The 13,088-nt window shown below is 72.7% G+C and carries 15 protein-coding genes; 6 read left to right on the top strand and 9 right to left on the bottom strand.

Annotated features, from left to right (window positions below; all coding sequences use genetic code 11):
• Positions 1-89: 89 nt before the first annotated feature.
• From ACFYW1_RS18480 to ACFYW1_RS18490, 3 genes are all read right to left on the bottom strand, one after another.
• Positions 90-1,406: a PP2C family protein-serine/threonine phosphatase gene (locus ACFYW1_RS18480; RefSeq protein WP_388993616.1), complete on the bottom strand. Its 1,317-nt coding sequence runs from the start codon at positions 1,404-1,406 to the stop codon at positions 90-92.
• Positions 1,407-1,801: 395 nt separating this feature from the next.
• On the bottom strand, positions 1,802-2,848 hold the full coding sequence (locus ACFYW1_RS18485; RefSeq protein ID WP_388993619.1) for a C40 family peptidase: 1,047 nt from the start codon (positions 2,846-2,848) through the stop codon (positions 1,802-1,804).
• 352 nt (positions 2,849-3,200) lie between these two features.
• A complete protein-coding gene (locus ACFYW1_RS18490; RefSeq protein WP_388993622.1) occupies positions 3,201-3,980 on the bottom strand; it encodes a class I SAM-dependent methyltransferase in 780 nt (259 codons plus the stop codon).
• 325 nt (positions 3,981-4,305) lie between these two features.
• Between ACFYW1_RS18490 and mshA the strand changes: the two genes are divergently transcribed.
• The 3 genes from mshA (at position 4,306) to ACFYW1_RS18505 (ending at position 7,334) form a co-directional block, all read left to right on the top strand.
• Positions 4,306-5,661: a D-inositol-3-phosphate glycosyltransferase gene (gene mshA, locus ACFYW1_RS18495; protein WP_388993625.1), complete on the top strand. Its 1,356-nt coding sequence runs from the start codon at positions 4,306-4,308 to the stop codon at positions 5,659-5,661.
• Positions 5,654-6,220 carry a YbjN domain-containing protein gene (locus ACFYW1_RS18500; protein WP_388993628.1) on the top strand — a complete coding sequence of 189 codons (567 nt, stop codon included), beginning with the start codon at positions 5,654-5,656 and terminating at the stop codon, positions 6,218-6,220. Before mshA ends, ACFYW1_RS18500 begins: the two co-directional genes overlap by 8 nt.
• Before the next feature lie 325 nt (positions 6,221-6,545).
• Positions 6,546-7,334 (top strand): hypothetical protein, encoded by a 789-nt coding sequence (locus tag ACFYW1_RS18505; protein WP_388993630.1) that lies wholly within the window; start codon positions 6,546-6,548, stop codon positions 7,332-7,334.
• 113 nt (positions 7,335-7,447) lie between these two features.
• Here the strand turns inward: ACFYW1_RS18505 and ACFYW1_RS18510 are convergent, their stop codons facing one another.
• Positions 7,448-7,690 (bottom strand): hypothetical protein, encoded by a 243-nt coding sequence (locus ACFYW1_RS18510; RefSeq protein ID WP_148837164.1) that lies wholly within the window; start codon positions 7,688-7,690, stop codon positions 7,448-7,450.
• Positions 7,687-7,935 carry a hypothetical protein gene (locus ACFYW1_RS18515; protein ID WP_148837165.1) on the bottom strand — a complete coding sequence of 83 codons (249 nt, stop codon included), beginning with the start codon at positions 7,933-7,935 and terminating at the stop codon, positions 7,687-7,689. Before ACFYW1_RS18515 ends, ACFYW1_RS18510 begins: the two co-directional genes overlap by 4 nt.
• A 162-nt stretch (positions 7,936-8,097) precedes the next feature.
• On the opposite strand from ACFYW1_RS18515, the gene ACFYW1_RS18520 reads away from it, so the two are divergent.
• The gene (locus ACFYW1_RS18520) at positions 8,098-8,697 is read left to right on the top strand and encodes an AAA family ATPase (protein ID WP_388993635.1); all 600 of its coding nucleotides are present in this window, start codon (positions 8,098-8,100) and stop codon (positions 8,695-8,697) included.
• A gap of 71 nt (positions 8,698-8,768) precedes the next feature.
• A complete protein-coding gene (locus tag ACFYW1_RS18525) occupies positions 8,769-9,164 on the top strand; it encodes a hypothetical protein (RefSeq protein ID WP_388993637.1) in 396 nt (131 codons plus the stop codon).
• A 22-nt stretch (positions 9,165-9,186) separates the two neighbouring features.
• On the opposite strand, the gene ACFYW1_RS18530 is transcribed toward ACFYW1_RS18525, so the two are convergent.
• Together ACFYW1_RS18530 and ACFYW1_RS18535 are read right to left on the bottom strand one after the other, a co-directional pair.
• Positions 9,187-9,378, bottom strand: coding sequence for a hypothetical protein (locus ACFYW1_RS18530; protein ID WP_388993640.1), 192 nt, complete (start codon positions 9,376-9,378; stop codon positions 9,187-9,189).
• A 130-nt stretch (positions 9,379-9,508) separates the two neighbouring features.
• A complete protein-coding gene (locus tag ACFYW1_RS18535; RefSeq protein ID WP_148837177.1) occupies positions 9,509-10,270 on the bottom strand; it encodes a phosphoglyceromutase in 762 nt (253 codons plus the stop codon).
• A 219-nt stretch (positions 10,271-10,489) separates the two neighbouring features.
• On the opposite strand from ACFYW1_RS18535, the gene ACFYW1_RS18540 reads away from it, so the two are divergent.
• Positions 10,490-11,845 carry an MDR family MFS transporter gene (locus tag ACFYW1_RS18540; RefSeq protein WP_388993643.1) on the top strand — a complete coding sequence of 452 codons (1,356 nt, stop codon included), beginning with the start codon at positions 10,490-10,492 and terminating at the stop codon, positions 11,843-11,845.
• A 98-nt stretch (positions 11,846-11,943) separates the two neighbouring features.
• On the opposite strand, the gene ACFYW1_RS18545 is transcribed toward ACFYW1_RS18540, so the two are convergent.
• Positions 11,944-12,093 (bottom strand): hypothetical protein, encoded by a 150-nt coding sequence (locus ACFYW1_RS18545; protein ID WP_388993646.1) that lies wholly within the window; start codon positions 12,091-12,093, stop codon positions 11,944-11,946.
• A 230-nt stretch (positions 12,094-12,323) separates the two neighbouring features.
• Positions 12,324-13,001: a phosphate signaling complex protein PhoU gene (gene phoU / locus ACFYW1_RS18550; protein ID WP_148837178.1), complete on the bottom strand. Its 678-nt coding sequence runs from the start codon at positions 12,999-13,001 to the stop codon at positions 12,324-12,326.
• Positions 13,002-13,088: the final 87 nt, after the last annotated feature.

The raw sequence follows: 13,088 nt of genomic DNA on the forward strand, positions 1-13,088 counted from the left end.
CGAGCATCACCGCGCCCCGCCGGCGCCGGGGACGGAACCGATCGAGGACGCTGCCGACCGGGGACGACGGCGGTCGGGGACCGCGGCGATCAGGGGCGGGCGTGCGCGATGCTCCGGCCCCGGTCGCCCTCGGGGACCCGGCGGAGGTGGTCCTGGTCGCGGTCGAGCAGCAGGACCGCGACGTCGTCGGTCAGCTCGCCGCCGTTCAGCTCCCGTACCTGCGTGACCGCGGCGTCCAGCAGCTCCTCGCCGGTGAGTCCCTCCGCCAGCTGCCGGTTGATCATCGAGACCATGCCGTCCTGGCCGAGCCGCTGGGTGCCGGTCGGTCCGACCCGCCCCTCGATCAGCCCGTCCGTGTACATCATCAGGCTCCAGGTGCCGCCGAGGTCCACCTGCCGGCGCGGCCAGCGGGCGTGCGGCAGCAGCCCCAGCGCCGGGCCGCCGTCCTCGTACGGGAGGAGGTGCGCGGCCCGTCCCTGCCGGGCGATGAGCGGGGCCGGGTGGCCCGCCAGGCAGAGACCGGCGCGGCGGCCGTCGGGGGCTATGTCGACGGTGCAGAGCGTCGCGAAGATCTCCTCGCTCTCCCGCTCGTGCTCCAGGACCTGCTGGAGGGTGCAGAGCAGGTCGTCGCCGCACAGCCCGGCCAGGGTCAGTGCCCGCCAGGCGATGCGGAGTTCGACGCCGAGTGCCGCCTCGTCGGGGCCGTGCCCGCAGACGTCGCCGATCATCGCGTGGACGGTGCCGTCGGGCGTGCGGACCGTGTCGTAGAAGTCCCCGCCGAGCAGCGCGCGGCTGCGGCCGGGCCGGTAGCGGGCCGCGAAGCGCAGGTCGGAGCCTTCGAGCAGGGGAGTTGGGAGCAGGCCGCGTTCGAGCCGGGCGTTCTCCTGGGCGCGCAGCGTGGACTCGGTGAGCCGGCGCTGGGCGACGTCGGCGCGCTTGCGGGCGACGGCGTACCGGATGGCGCGGCTGAGCAGCCGCCCGTCCAGGTCGTCGCGGCAGAGGTAGTCCTGGGCGCCGACCCGTACCGCCTCGGCGGCCAGCTCGGCGTCGTCCTCCGCCGTGAGGGCGAGCACGGCGTGGCGCGGCGCGATCCGCAGTACGTGCCGGAGCGCGGCGAGCTCGTCGGGGCCCGCGGCGTCCCCCGCCCCGGCGGCGGCCCGGGTCTCGCTGCCGATGGGCAGGGCCAGGTCCAGCAGGACGCAGTCGACGTCGTCCGTGAGCAGCCGGCCCGCCTCGGTCAGGTTGCGGGCGGTGCGGATGCGGATCCGCGTGCCGGCCGCGGCCGGGAGCTCGGGGACGGTGAAGGTGCCCGCCGGGTCGTCCCCGATGACCAGGAGGACGAGGTCGGAGCCGAAGGAGGCGTCCGCAGCGGTGGCCTCGCATTGCTGCGGTATGGATACGGGCATGGGTTCGGTTTTCCTTCCCTCCCCCCGAGGGCGCGGCGGAGCGCCGATCGACGACCCGCCAGACGGGGACGATAGCGGTCCACGGCACGGGAAAGGAATGGCGTTCCGGGTGCGGTTGCCGTCACACCCGCAGCCATAAGCCGCGTCACGTCACGGATCCGGCGAGAAGTGCCGGGGAGCGCGCGGGTGGTGGGGCATGACAAAGGTCACGTGGCGGCGGCGGAGCGGGTGGCGCGGGTCACTCCGGCGAGCGGGGCACCCCTGTCGGACCCGCCGCCGAGCCTGCCGGCCTGACCCCCGCCGGGCCCGCCACCGGACCTGTCACCGGGCCCGCCGTCCGGCCCTCTCGCCGGGCCCTCCGGTCCGTGCTTCCCGGCCGTCCCCCGCCCCGGCCGTCACTTGTCCGGGCGCACCACGCCGAGTATCCGCATCGAGCCCGCGCCCGCCAGCGTGACGTTGCGGCCCGGGCGGGGGGAGTGGACGATCGCGCCGTCGCCGACGTACATGCCCACGTGGCTGGCGTCGTCGTGGTAGATGATCAGGTCGCCGGGGCGCATGTCCTTGATGGCGATGCGCGGCAGCAGCCGCCACTGCTCCTGCGAGGTGCGCGGGATCGGGCGGCCCGCCGCGGCCCACGCCTGGGACGTGAGCCCGGAGCAGTCGTACGAGTCGGGGCCCTCGGCCCCCCAGACGTACGGCTTGCCGATCTGGGCCGTCGCGAAGGCCACCGCCGCCCTGCCGCGCTTGCTCGCGCTGCGGTTGATGTCCTTCAGCGCGCCGGAGCTGAGCCAGGCCGTCTGCTGCTTGTACGCGGCTTCCTGCTCCAGCTTGAGCAGGCGGGCCCGCTCCTCCTTCTTGAGCCGGGACTCCAGCTTCTTCGCCGCCGCTATCTGCGCGTTGATCTTCTTCTTGGCCTTGGCCTGCTTGATCCGGCCGGCTTCGAGCTTCTTCCAGTTGGTGTTCGCGTCCTTGGTGTACGTCTCCAAGTCCTGCTGGGTCCTGGTCAGTTCCCCCAGAACGCCCTTTGCGGCCTGCTGGCCCTCCCGGACCCGGCTCACCCCGTCCAGGAACAGTTGCGGGTCGTCGCTGAGCATGAACTGGGCGCCGGGCGGCAGCCCGCCCGTGCGGTACTGCTCGCGGGCCTGGGCGCCGGCCCGGTTCTTCAGGTCGGCGATCTTCGCCTGGCCCACGACGATGGCGCGGGCCAGCTTCACGATCTCGCCGGACTGCTTCTCGGCCCGCTCCTCGGCGAGGTTGTACGCGTCGGTGGCCGCCCCCGCCTTGCGGTAGAGGTCGTCGATCTCCTCGCGGACCTCTTCGAGGGTCTTCTTCGGCCCCTCGGAGGGGGGAACGGGTGTGGCGAAGGCCGGTACCGGCGTGATGAGCACGGACAGCGCGCAGACCAGAGTGATCGCGGCCGAGGCACAGTGACGTCGGTTCACGGGATTCCCCTCCGAGTAAATCTGATTTCCCGTCAGTAACTTTTCGCCGGTGACGAGATCGTGCCATGCCGTACCGAAAAGCAACAGAGGCGCACACCTGCTGTCCTGACGGTCACCCGCATCGGCCGCTGCCCCCGGCAACGCTCCCCGAACTCCTGGCCGCCCCCGCGAATCTCCCCCGCGCCCCCGCTGCCCCCCGTCCCCTCTTCTGGACGAACGGCGGCCCGTTCCCGTTCCCTCCGCGCCGGCCGGGGACGGGCCGCCGCCCGCCGGTCCGCCGACCCGCCGCTCCGTCAGCCCGCCGACAGGTTCTACCGCACCGGCGCGTCCCGGGCGTTCGCGTCCGGTCCGTTCAGCGCGCGCCGGGCCGGAGGGCGTCCCACCGCACCGTGACCTCGCCCTGGCGCCACCGCCGTACCCCGTCGGTCAGCGGCCAGTCGCCCGACAGCGCCCGCACCGCAGTGATCCAGCGCTGCCGGGCGCCCAGTGACGCGTACGGGGCCGCCGCCGCCCACGCCCGGTCGAAGTCCCGCAGGAAGGCGTGCACCGGTTCGCCCGGCACGTTGCGGTGGATCAGCGCCTTCGGCAGACGTTCCGCCAGGTCGGAGGGGCGGTCCAGGGAGCCGAGCCGGGTCGCGAACGTGACCGTGCGCGGGCCCTCCGGGCCGAGCGCCACCCAGACGTGCCGACGCCCGATCTCGTCGCAGGTCCCCTCCACCAGGAGCCCGCCCGGCGCGAGGCGCGCGCACAGCCGCTCCCAGACCCCGGCGACCTCGTCCTCGTCGTACTGGCGCAGCACGTTCGCCGCCCGGACGAGGTCGGGGCGCTCGGGGAGCGGGATCTCGAACCCGCCGTGCAGGAAGGTCAGGCCCTCGCGCTCGTACGGCTTCGCCGCCGCGACCCGTTCCGGATCGATCTCGATGCCGACCACGGAGGTGCGCGGCTCGGCGGTGCGCAGCCGGTGCAGCAGCTCGACGGCGGTCCAGGGGGCGGCCCCGTACCCGAGGTCCACGGCGACCGGGCGGTCGGCGCGGCGCAGGGCCGGGCCGTGGGCGGCGGCGATCCAGCGGTCCATGCGGCGGAGCCGGTTCGGATTGGTGGTCCCGCGGGTCGCGGTGCCGATGGGGCGCATGAGAGCGAGCGTAACGATTTTGCGGACCCGGCCCGGACCGGGCGGACGGACGGGCCCGGCGGGCGGCCGAGGACCGGGCCCGGCGGGCGGCCTAGGGCCGGGTGCGACCGGGCATGGCGGACGGCCGAGCGGCCCGGCGGACGGCCGCGGGCGGTCACCCGCCGTGACGGCGTGCGAGTCGCCCGTCACGCCGGCCCGTCGTAATGATTTGGTAAAGCGGAAATGAAAGGAAGGATTCCGCTGTTAGCGCCCCCGAAGGGGCTCAGGTCCCTCCGGTGTCGTGCCCCGAACGAGCCAGAATCCTGAATGAGGAGGACCGGACGACGTGACCCAGTACGTCTCCCGGCTCGGCAGCAGCCGGGTCGCGCCGCGCCTCAGGTTTCCCACGGCCTTCCCCGGCGGTCACCGAAGGCCCCGCCGGATCGCGATGCTCTCCGTGCACACCTCGCCGCTGCACCAGCCGGGCACGGGCGACGCGGGCGGCATGAACGTCTACATCGTGGAGCTGGCCAGGCGCCTCGCCGCGATCAACATCGAGGTCGAGATCTTCACCCGGTCCACCACCGGCGGGCTGCCCCCGGCGGTCGACCTGGCGCCCGGCGTCCTGGTCCGGCACGTCGACGCGGGCCCGTACGAGGGCCTGGCCAAGGAGGAGCTGCCCGCCCAGCTCTGCGCCTTCACGCACGGCGTGATGCAGGCGTGGGCCGGCCAGCGCCCCGGCTACTACGACCTGGTCCACTCCCACTACTGGCTCTCCGGCCACGTCGGCTGGCTCGCCGCCCAGCGCTGGGGCGTCCCGCTCGTCCACGCCATGCACACCATGGCGAAGGTGAAGAACGCGGCACTCGCGGAGGGCGACACCCCCGAGCCGGCCGCCCGGGTCATCGGCGAGACCCAGATCGTCGACGCGGCCGACCGGCTGATCGCGAACACCGCCGAGGAGGCGGGCGAGCTCGTCCGTTTCTACGAGGCCGCCCCGGAATCCGTCGCCGTCGTCCACCCCGGGGTAAACCTGGACCGTTTCAGCCCCGCCGACGGGCGCGCCGCGGCGCGGGCCCGCCTCGGGCTGCCGCAGGACGCGCTGATCCCGCTCTTCGCGGGCCGCATCCAGCCGCTGAAGGCCCCCGACGTGCTGCTGCGGGCGGTCGCCGTCCTGCTGGACCGCGATCCCGCGCTGCGCTCCCGGGTGGTCGTACCGGTCGTCGGCGGTCCGAGCGGCAGCGGGCTCGCCAAGCCGGAGGGGCTCCAGAAGCTGGCGGCCCGGCTCGGCATCGCCGATGTCGTACGGTTCCAGCCGCCGGTCGGGCAGGAACAGCTCGCGGACTGGTTCCGGGCCGCGTCCGTGCTGGTCATGCCCTCGTACAGCGAGTCCTTCGGGCTGGTCGCCATAGAGGCCCAGGCGGCGGGCACCCCGGTCGTCGCGGCGGCCGTGGGCGGTCTGCCGGTGGCGGTGCGGGACGGGGTCAGCGGCTTCCTGATACCCGGCCACGACCCCGCCGCGTACGCGCGGGCCCTGGCCCGGTTCGCCGAGGCGCCGGAACTGGTCACCCGAATGGGCGCCGCCGCCGCCGCGCACGCCCAGGGCTTCGGCTGGGACACCGCGGCGTCCGCGACCGCCGAGGTGTACACGGCCGCGATGCACGAACACCGCCGTCGCCGCGTACGCTCGCACCATGGCTGACGCACCCGACGACGTACCCCACGGCGCCGCGCCGACCGAGGCGGTGACGGCTCCGTCCGACGAGGCGGCGACACGGGCCGCGCGGGTCATCGAGGCGACCCTGGAGGACGCCGGACTCGCCTGGGAGAGCCCCGAACCGGGCGGTTACGTGGTCACGCTGCCCGGCACGCGCAAGCTGTCCACCACCTGCTCCCTGCGCGTCGGCAAGCACTCGCTCTCCCTCAACGCCTTCGTCGTGCGCCACCCCGATGAGAACGACGCGGCGGTCCACCGCTGGCTGCTGGAGCGCAACCTCCGCCTCTTCGGCGTGAGTTACGCCATCGACCGGCTCGGCGACATCTACCTGGTCGGCAGGCTGCCGCTGTCCGTGGTCACCCCGGAGGAACTGGACCGGCTGCTCGGCACGGTGCTCGAAGCGGCCGACGGTTCGTTCAACACCCTGCTGGAGCTGGGTTTCGCGAGTTCCATCCGCAAGGAGTACGAGTGGCGGGTGTCGCGCGGCGAGTCCACGCGGAACCTGGACGCGTTCGCCCATCTGACCCGCCGTCCGGCCGACTGACGGCCGGGCCCTCGGGCGTCCGCATCGCCCCGGCGCGCTGCGGCGAGCCCTGATCCGACATGCCGTCGCCCCGGGTGAGGCGTGCCCCGCCACGGGGCGGAAAGTGCGGCATGTGCTGCCATCACGCGGTATCCAGTGGAAAAGAGTGGTTCGCCCGTCGGTGTCGGCACTCGACGCGTCTTGCGACGACGAATGGCGCTTTCACAGAATGATCACGACGTCGTCACGATCGCATCCCGTGCCCAAATTGATTGATCGTCAAACCAACTTCCGCTCATAGGGTGAGCGCACCCGAAAGCCCCGCTCAGAGAGACGGACCGGATCCATGCGCTCCTCCGCCATACGCCGTACCGCTGTTGCCGCCGCCGCGGTGTCCCTGGCCCTGCTCGCCGCCGGTTGTGGCGGCGGCTCGGATTCCGGTTCCGACGGCAAGGGCAAGGACACCAAGGGCAAGGAATCCGCCGCGGCGGAGCCGGCCGCCAAGGCGCTGACCGCCGCCGAGCTGGAGAAGGCCGCGCTGGCCCAGGGCGACGTCAAGGGGCACAAGATCTCCGAGGCCGCGGCCAAGGACGTGGTGGCGGTCGACGACATCAAGGTCGAGAAGGAGGTGTGCGCCCCCCTCGCGAACGCGCTGATGGGCGCACAGGTCGGCGAGCCCGGCGCGTTCACGAAGCGCACCGTCGTCAGCGAGCCCAAGAAGGGCTCCATGGACAAGGCCACCGAGAACCCCGAGGACGCCTTCAAGTCGGCCTTCGACATCACGACGACGCAGCTGGCCCTCGGTTCGTACGAGGGCAAGGGCGCGCAGGACTCGATCGCCGCGCTGCGCACCGCGGCCACCGAGTGTGCCGGCGGGTTCGAGTTCACGGCGGCCGGTGAGAAGCAGAAGCTCAGCAAGATCACCGAGGCCCAGGTCGAGGCCGGCGAGGAGTCGGTCGCCTGGACGGTGGTGCTGGAACAGGACGGCGAGAAGGGCGAGATGAAGCTGGCGGCACTGCGCCAGGGCTCCTCGTTCGCCTCGTTCTCCTCGATGAACCTGGCCGCGATGGGCGGGGGCGGGAGCTTCGAGCTGCCGACCGCGGTGATCGAGGCCCAGGCCGCGAAGCTGGCCTGAGGGGACGGCCGGGACCGCCGCACCCCCTCGCAGCGGCGGTCCCGCGCCCAACGGTCCGTGCCGAACGGCCCCGGGCCGAACGGTTCGCGCCGGGTCGAACGGTTCGCGCCGGGTCAGGGCAGCGGAACGAGTCTCACCACGGTGACGATCAGGACGGACCGGGAGACGTAATAGAGCACGATCGCGCCGGCGACCGTCGCCTCGCGGCGATCGCGCTCGCTCTTGACGGCGGTCGAGCCGTTCCCGTACGGATCGAGACCAAGGGTGCGCGCCATCTCGGTGCGGAAGGTCTCGCCGTCGCGCATCTTGGCCAGGGTGTCGTCGGCGGGCGGGGCGTAGGAGATGCGGAAGCTCAAGCGACGCTCCGCCTCTCGGCCTCGTCCTGAGCCAGCCGGTCCAGGATCTTCTCGGCCTCCGGGTCGGGCACGGCCTCCAGCATCCAGTGCCGCATGACCGCCTGGATCTCGCCCACGCCGGCGTCGTTGATGGCGCGGTCGAACTCCTCGCGTCTCTCCTCCGGCAGCGCGGCGCGGATGGCCGGGATGCTGTTGGGCACGTCGACTTCGGCACCGCCGACGAAGGTCTTCAGGGTTTCGCCCATGATTGCTCTCCCCGTTCTCCTTGCTCTCGCCGCACGGCCCGCCCGGTCGGCCCCCGCCCGTGCGCGGGCCGGTGTGAGCGAACCGGTGCGTGGGCCGGTGTCCGACTCACGGTAGCGCCAGGCGGCCCGACGGACGCGGAACGCGCACGATACGTTCGCCGCATGGCAGGAACATCATGGGACATAGTGCTGATCGGCGGGGCGTCAGGTATCGGCAAGAGTCGGCTCGCCGCGCGACTGGCCGATGAACACCGTGCGTTCGTGGTCGAGTTCGACGACGTGGTCGGCGCGGTCGAGGCGATGACGACGGCCGAGCACCACCCCGCACTCCACCACTTCGACGACATCCCGGACATCGACCGGCTCCCCACCGGCCGGGTGCTGGACCTCCAGATCGCCACGGCCCGCGCCCTGGAGCCCGCCGTGCTGGGCGTGGTCCGCAACCGCCTGACCGTCGAGGTGCCCGCCGTCGTCGAGGGCGACTACCTCACCCCGGCCGCCGCCGCGGCGGCCGTCCACGAGGGCGCGGGCGCCGGCCGCCGGGTGCGGGCGGTGTTCCTGCACGAGGCCGACCCGGACCGGATCACCGCCAACTACGCCGCCCGGGAGCCCGGCAGCGGCGAACAGCGCAGCCGGGCGCGGGTCAGCGCCGCGTACTCGCACTGGCTCGCCGACCAGGCGGCCCGGCACGGACTGCCGGTGGTCGACTGCCGCCCCTGGGCCGACCTCCCGGAGCGCGTGGCCCGGGCGTTGGACCGGTAACCGAACCGGCCCGAGTCCGCCGCCCCGTCGCCCGACCGGCCTCTGTCACACCCCCGCCGTACGCTCGGCCCATGAGCGTCTCCATCTACTACAGCGCCCGCCGCGCGGCCCCGCTGACCGAGGCCGAGTCGGCCGCCGTCGAACGCGTCGTCACCACGCGCGCGAAGACGTTCCCGTACGACGACGAGGAGAGCCTGTACCTGTACGACCTGGGCGACAATGGCCGGGGCGACGAACTCCTCACCGGGTCCACGAAGCTGCCGACCGACCCCGACCGGTGGCTGCCGGTGACGGCCCATGTCCTCGACGCCGTCACCGAGTTGCGCCGCGCCGTCGAGGGCGCGGAGTGGCACGTCCACCTGGACGACACCGACATCCCCTGGGACGAGGAAGTGGGCTACGACCTGCCGGGCATGCGGGACGCGGACCTCGCCGCCGAACTCGGCGGCCTCTGCGACCCGGAGTGACCGCAGGGGGTGTTCCGTCCGTCTAGCCCATGACGACCACGACATACGCCATGGCGACCACGACGGCCAGGAAGACGACGACGCCGGCCACCACGACCACGCCCAACAGCCCCGTCACACCCGCGATCGCGGCCCAGCCGACCCGCGTCGCCCGCCCGGCCCGCTCGACCGCCCTCTCGTAGTCGCCGTCGTCGTCCCAGTCCCGGTCGCTCATGACACCTCCTCCGGCACCGGACTCTAGAAGGCGGCCCGGGAGACACCCGGGGGCGGCCCGGAACACGAACGAGCCCCCCGCCCGCGGACAACCCGCAGGCAGAGGGCTCGATCAATACGGCCAATACGGCCTACTTCTTCTTGCCCTGGTTCTTCACGGCCTCGATGGCGGCCTTCGCCGCGTCCGGGTCGAGGTACGTGCCGCCCGGCTTCACGGGGCGGAAGTCGGCGTCCAGTTCGTAGGCGAGCGGGATGCCGGTCGGGATGTTCAGGCCCGCGATGTCGGCGTCGGAAATGCCGTCGAGGTGCTTGACCAGGGCTCGGAGGCTGTTGCCGTGGGCGGCGACCAGGACCGTGCGGCCGGCGAGCAGGTCCGGGACGATGCCGTCGTACCAGTACGGCAGCATGCGGACGACGACGTCCTTGAGGCACTCGGTGCGCGGGCGCAGCTCCGGCGGGATCGTCGCGTAGCGAGGGTCGCCGCTCTGCGAGAACTCGGTGCCGTCCTCCAGCGCGGGCGGCGGGGTGTCGTAGGAACGGCGCCAGAGCATGAACTGCTCCTCGCCGAACTCGGCCAGCGTCTGCGCCTTGTCCTTGCCCTGGAGGGCGCCGTAGTGGCGCTCGTTCAGCCGCCAGGAACGGTGGACCGGGATCCAGTGGCGGTCGGCGGCCTCCAGCGCGAGCTGGGCGGTGCGGATGGCGCGCTTCTGGAGGGAGGTGTGCAGGACGTCGGGGAGCAGACCGGCGTCCTTCAGCAGCTCACCGCCGCGGACCGCCTCCTTCTCGCCCTTCTCGGTGAGGTTGACGTCCACCCAACCGGTGAACAGGTTCTTCGCGTTCCATTCGCTCTCGCCGTGGCGGAGGAGGATCAGCTTGTACGGTGCGTCGGCCATGGGTCCGAGCGTAATCGAACCCGTACGAACTCCGCGCGACCGGCCACAGGGCGGACGCGGCGGGCGGAGGAAGGGCGATCGTCGCTGGTGGCGGCCGGGACGATTGACGGGCGGCGTCAATTCGCTGGCGTGCCGGAAACCGGGATTCGTAATGTTCGGACTGTCGCCGGGCCTCTTACCGGCGGTGTTCGTTCCGCACTTCCCCGGGGGGATCTCCTCATGTCTGTCGCCGGTCTCGGACGGTCCGTGCGCGAATCCGTGTCCGGGCTCCCCAGGGAGTTCTGGTGGTTGTGGACCAGCACGCTGGTCAACCGGCTCGGCGGGTTCGTCGCCACGTTCATGGCGCTCTATCTGACCCTGGACCGGGGCTACTCGGCCTCGTACGCGGGTCTGGTCGTCGCGCTGCACGGGCTCGGCGGAGTGGTCTCCTCGCTCGGGGCCGGGGTGATGACCGACCGGCTCGGCCGCCGGCCCACGATGCTCGTCGCGCAGACCTCGACCGCGGTGTCCGTGGCCGTGCTCGGGTTCATGGTCCACCCGGTGGCGATCGCGGCGGTCGCCTTCTGCGTCGGCATGGCGAGCAACGCCTCTCGGCCCGCCGTGCAGGCCATGATGGCCGACATCGTGCGGCCCGAGGACCGGGTGCGGGCCTTCTCGCTCAACTACTGGGCCATCAACCTCGGCTTCGCCGTCTCGTCCGCCGGGGCCGGGTTCGTCGCCGAGTACAGCTATCTGGCCGGGTTCCTCGGCGAGGCCGCGATGACGCTGGCCTGTGCCGTCGTGGTCTTCATGAAGGTGCCCGAGTCACGGCCCGGGAAGTCCGCGGCGGCCGGGGCCGCGGGCGCGGACTCCGGTGAGGGGGTCCGGCTCTCCACCGTGCTGCGCGACGGCCGGTTCATGAGCGTCGTCGGGCTGTCCTTCGTCATCGCCCTGATCTTCCAGCAGGGGTACGTGGGGCTGCCGGTGGCCATGGGGGCCGACGGGTTCTCCAGCTCCGACTTCGGTACGGCCGTCGCCGTCAACGGCGTGCTGATCGTGGTGCTCCAGATCCCCGTCACCCGCTTCATCCAGCACCGCGACCCACGACAACTGCTCATCGTGTCGTCGCTGCTGGCGGGGTACGGATTCGGGCTGACCGCGTTCGCCGGGTCGGTCGTCGGCTACGCGCTGACCATCTGCGTCTGGACGGTCGCCGAGATCGTCAACGCGCCGATCCAGAGCAGCCTGGTGGTCCGGCTCTCGCCCGTCGGGGGCCGGGGCCGCTACCAGGGCATGTACACCATGTCGTGGTCGGCGGCCGCGCTGATCGCACCGCTGATGTCGGGCCTGGTGATCGACCGCTTCGGGGCGCAGTGGCTGTGGGGGGCCTGCGCCGTCCTGGGGACCGGGGCCGCGCTCGGGTACTGGCTGCTGGTCCGGGGCCTGCCGGGGGAGGAGGGGGCGGTGTCCACCGGTGGTGGGAACGCCTCCGGAACCGATGCCGGGACCGGTGCGGAGGCCGGTACGGGGAACGCCTCCGGAGCCGATGCCAGGACGGTCCCCGCCGCCGAACCGGCCGTCGAGCGGACGGCCTGAGCGCCCGTCCGCCCACGGTTCCCCCGTACACACGGCGGCGCCCCGCGCGGAACGGATCGTTCCCGCGCGGGGCGCCCCCGTCGCTCCGCGGCAGCGGGTCAGCCGCAGCCGCCACCGCACTGGCACGAGCCCCCGGACTGGCAGCCGCAACTGCAGCCGGGGCCGCAGCTGCAGGAGCTGAGCAGGGGCAGGCGGAGCGCGTCGGCGGGGGCCTCCCGCCGGGGGTCGGTCGTGGGGGAATCGGCCATGGTTCCTCCTCAGGACGTACGACAGGGCCGTACGCCTCGATCGAGCGCGTACGACCGGGGCGTACGGACAAGACGTGCCGCCCCACCCCATTGGATGCCCACCCGGGCGGGCGCATCAACGGCGCACGTGCGCAGAGACACATGTGCGACCGGATGCGCCTTCGCGCACCCCCGCGCGCCTCCCGGGGGCGGGCCGGGGCCGTGCCCCCACGGCCGCCGAGGAGCCGGGGTCAGGCGCCCTCCACCGGGGTCGGCTGCTGGATCTCGTCGGCGTGCTCGCCCGTCACCAGGTAGACGACGCGCTTGGCGACCGACACCGCGTGGTCGGCGAAGCGCTCGTAGTACCGGCCGAGCAGCGTCACGTCCACGGCCGTCTCGATGCCGTGCTTCCAGCGGTCGTCCATCAGGTGCTGGAACAGCGTGCGGTGCAGCAGGTCCATCTCGTCGTCGTCCTGTTCCAGCTGGAGCGCCAGGTCGACGTCCTTGGTGATGATCACCTCGGCGGCCTTGGCCATCAGGCGCTGGGCCAGCTGTCCCATCTCCAGGATGGTGGCGTGCAGGTCGTTGGGCACCGCCGACTCCGGGAAGCGCAGCCGGGCCAGCTTGGCGACGTGCTGGGCGAGGTCGCCCGAGCGTTCCAGGTCGGCGCTCATCCGCAGCGAGGTGACCACGATCCGCAGGTCCGTCGCCACGGGCTGCTGGCGGGCGAGCAGGGCGATGGCCCGCGCCTCCAGGTCGTGCTGGAGGTCGTCGACCTTCTGGTCCGCGGCGATCACGCTCTCCGCGAGCTTCAGATCGGCATCGAGCATGGACGTCGTCGCCCGGCCGATCGCCGACCCGACGAGCCGGGCCATCTCGACCAGCCCCTCGCCGATCGAGTCGAGTTCCTCGTGGTACGCGTCACGCATGGAAGTCCCTCTCCAGTCCTCATTCGTAAGGCCGGGGCCAGGTGTGAACCCCACGCTGCCACCCTGATCGGCGTACGCGTCGGCTTC

The organism is Streptomyces sp. NPDC002669 (assembly GCF_042889165.1).
In the GTDB taxonomy this organism is placed as follows: domain Bacteria; phylum Actinomycetota; class Actinomycetes; order Streptomycetales; family Streptomycetaceae; genus Streptomyces.

Coding starts and splice junctions, on each gene's coding strand:
- ACFYW1_RS18480 (WP_388993616.1), bottom strand. CDS start 1,406: ATGCCCGTATCCATACCGCAGCAATGCGAGGCCACCGCTGCGGACGCC.
- ACFYW1_RS18490 (WP_388993622.1), bottom strand. CDS start 3,980: ATGCGCCCCATCGGCACCGCGACCCGCGGGACCACCAATCCGAACCGG.
- ACFYW1_RS18500 (WP_388993628.1), top strand. CDS start 5,654: ATGGCTGACGCACCCGACGACGTACCCCACGGCGCCGCGCCGACCGAG.
- ACFYW1_RS18505 (WP_388993630.1), top strand. CDS start 6,546: ATGCGCTCCTCCGCCATACGCCGTACCGCTGTTGCCGCCGCCGCGGTG.
- ACFYW1_RS18515 (WP_148837165.1), bottom strand. CDS start 7,935: ATGGGCGAAACCCTGAAGACCTTCGTCGGCGGTGCCGAAGTCGACGTG.
- ACFYW1_RS18520 (WP_388993635.1), top strand. CDS start 8,098: ATGGCAGGAACATCATGGGACATAGTGCTGATCGGCGGGGCGTCAGGT.
- ACFYW1_RS18525 (WP_388993637.1), top strand. CDS start 8,769: ATGAGCGTCTCCATCTACTACAGCGCCCGCCGCGCGGCCCCGCTGACC.
- ACFYW1_RS18530 (WP_388993640.1), bottom strand. CDS start 9,378: ATGAGCGACCGGGACTGGGACGACGACGGCGACTACGAGAGGGCGGTC.
- ACFYW1_RS18535 (WP_148837177.1), bottom strand. CDS start 10,270: ATGGCCGACGCACCGTACAAGCTGATCCTCCTCCGCCACGGCGAGAGC.
- ACFYW1_RS18540 (WP_388993643.1), top strand. CDS start 10,490: ATGTCTGTCGCCGGTCTCGGACGGTCCGTGCGCGAATCCGTGTCCGGG.
- ACFYW1_RS18545 (WP_388993646.1), bottom strand. CDS start 12,093: ATGGCCGATTCCCCCACGACCGACCCCCGGCGGGAGGCCCCCGCCGAC.
- phoU (WP_148837178.1), bottom strand. CDS start 13,001: ATGCGTGACGCGTACCACGAGGAACTCGACTCGATCGGCGAGGGGCTG.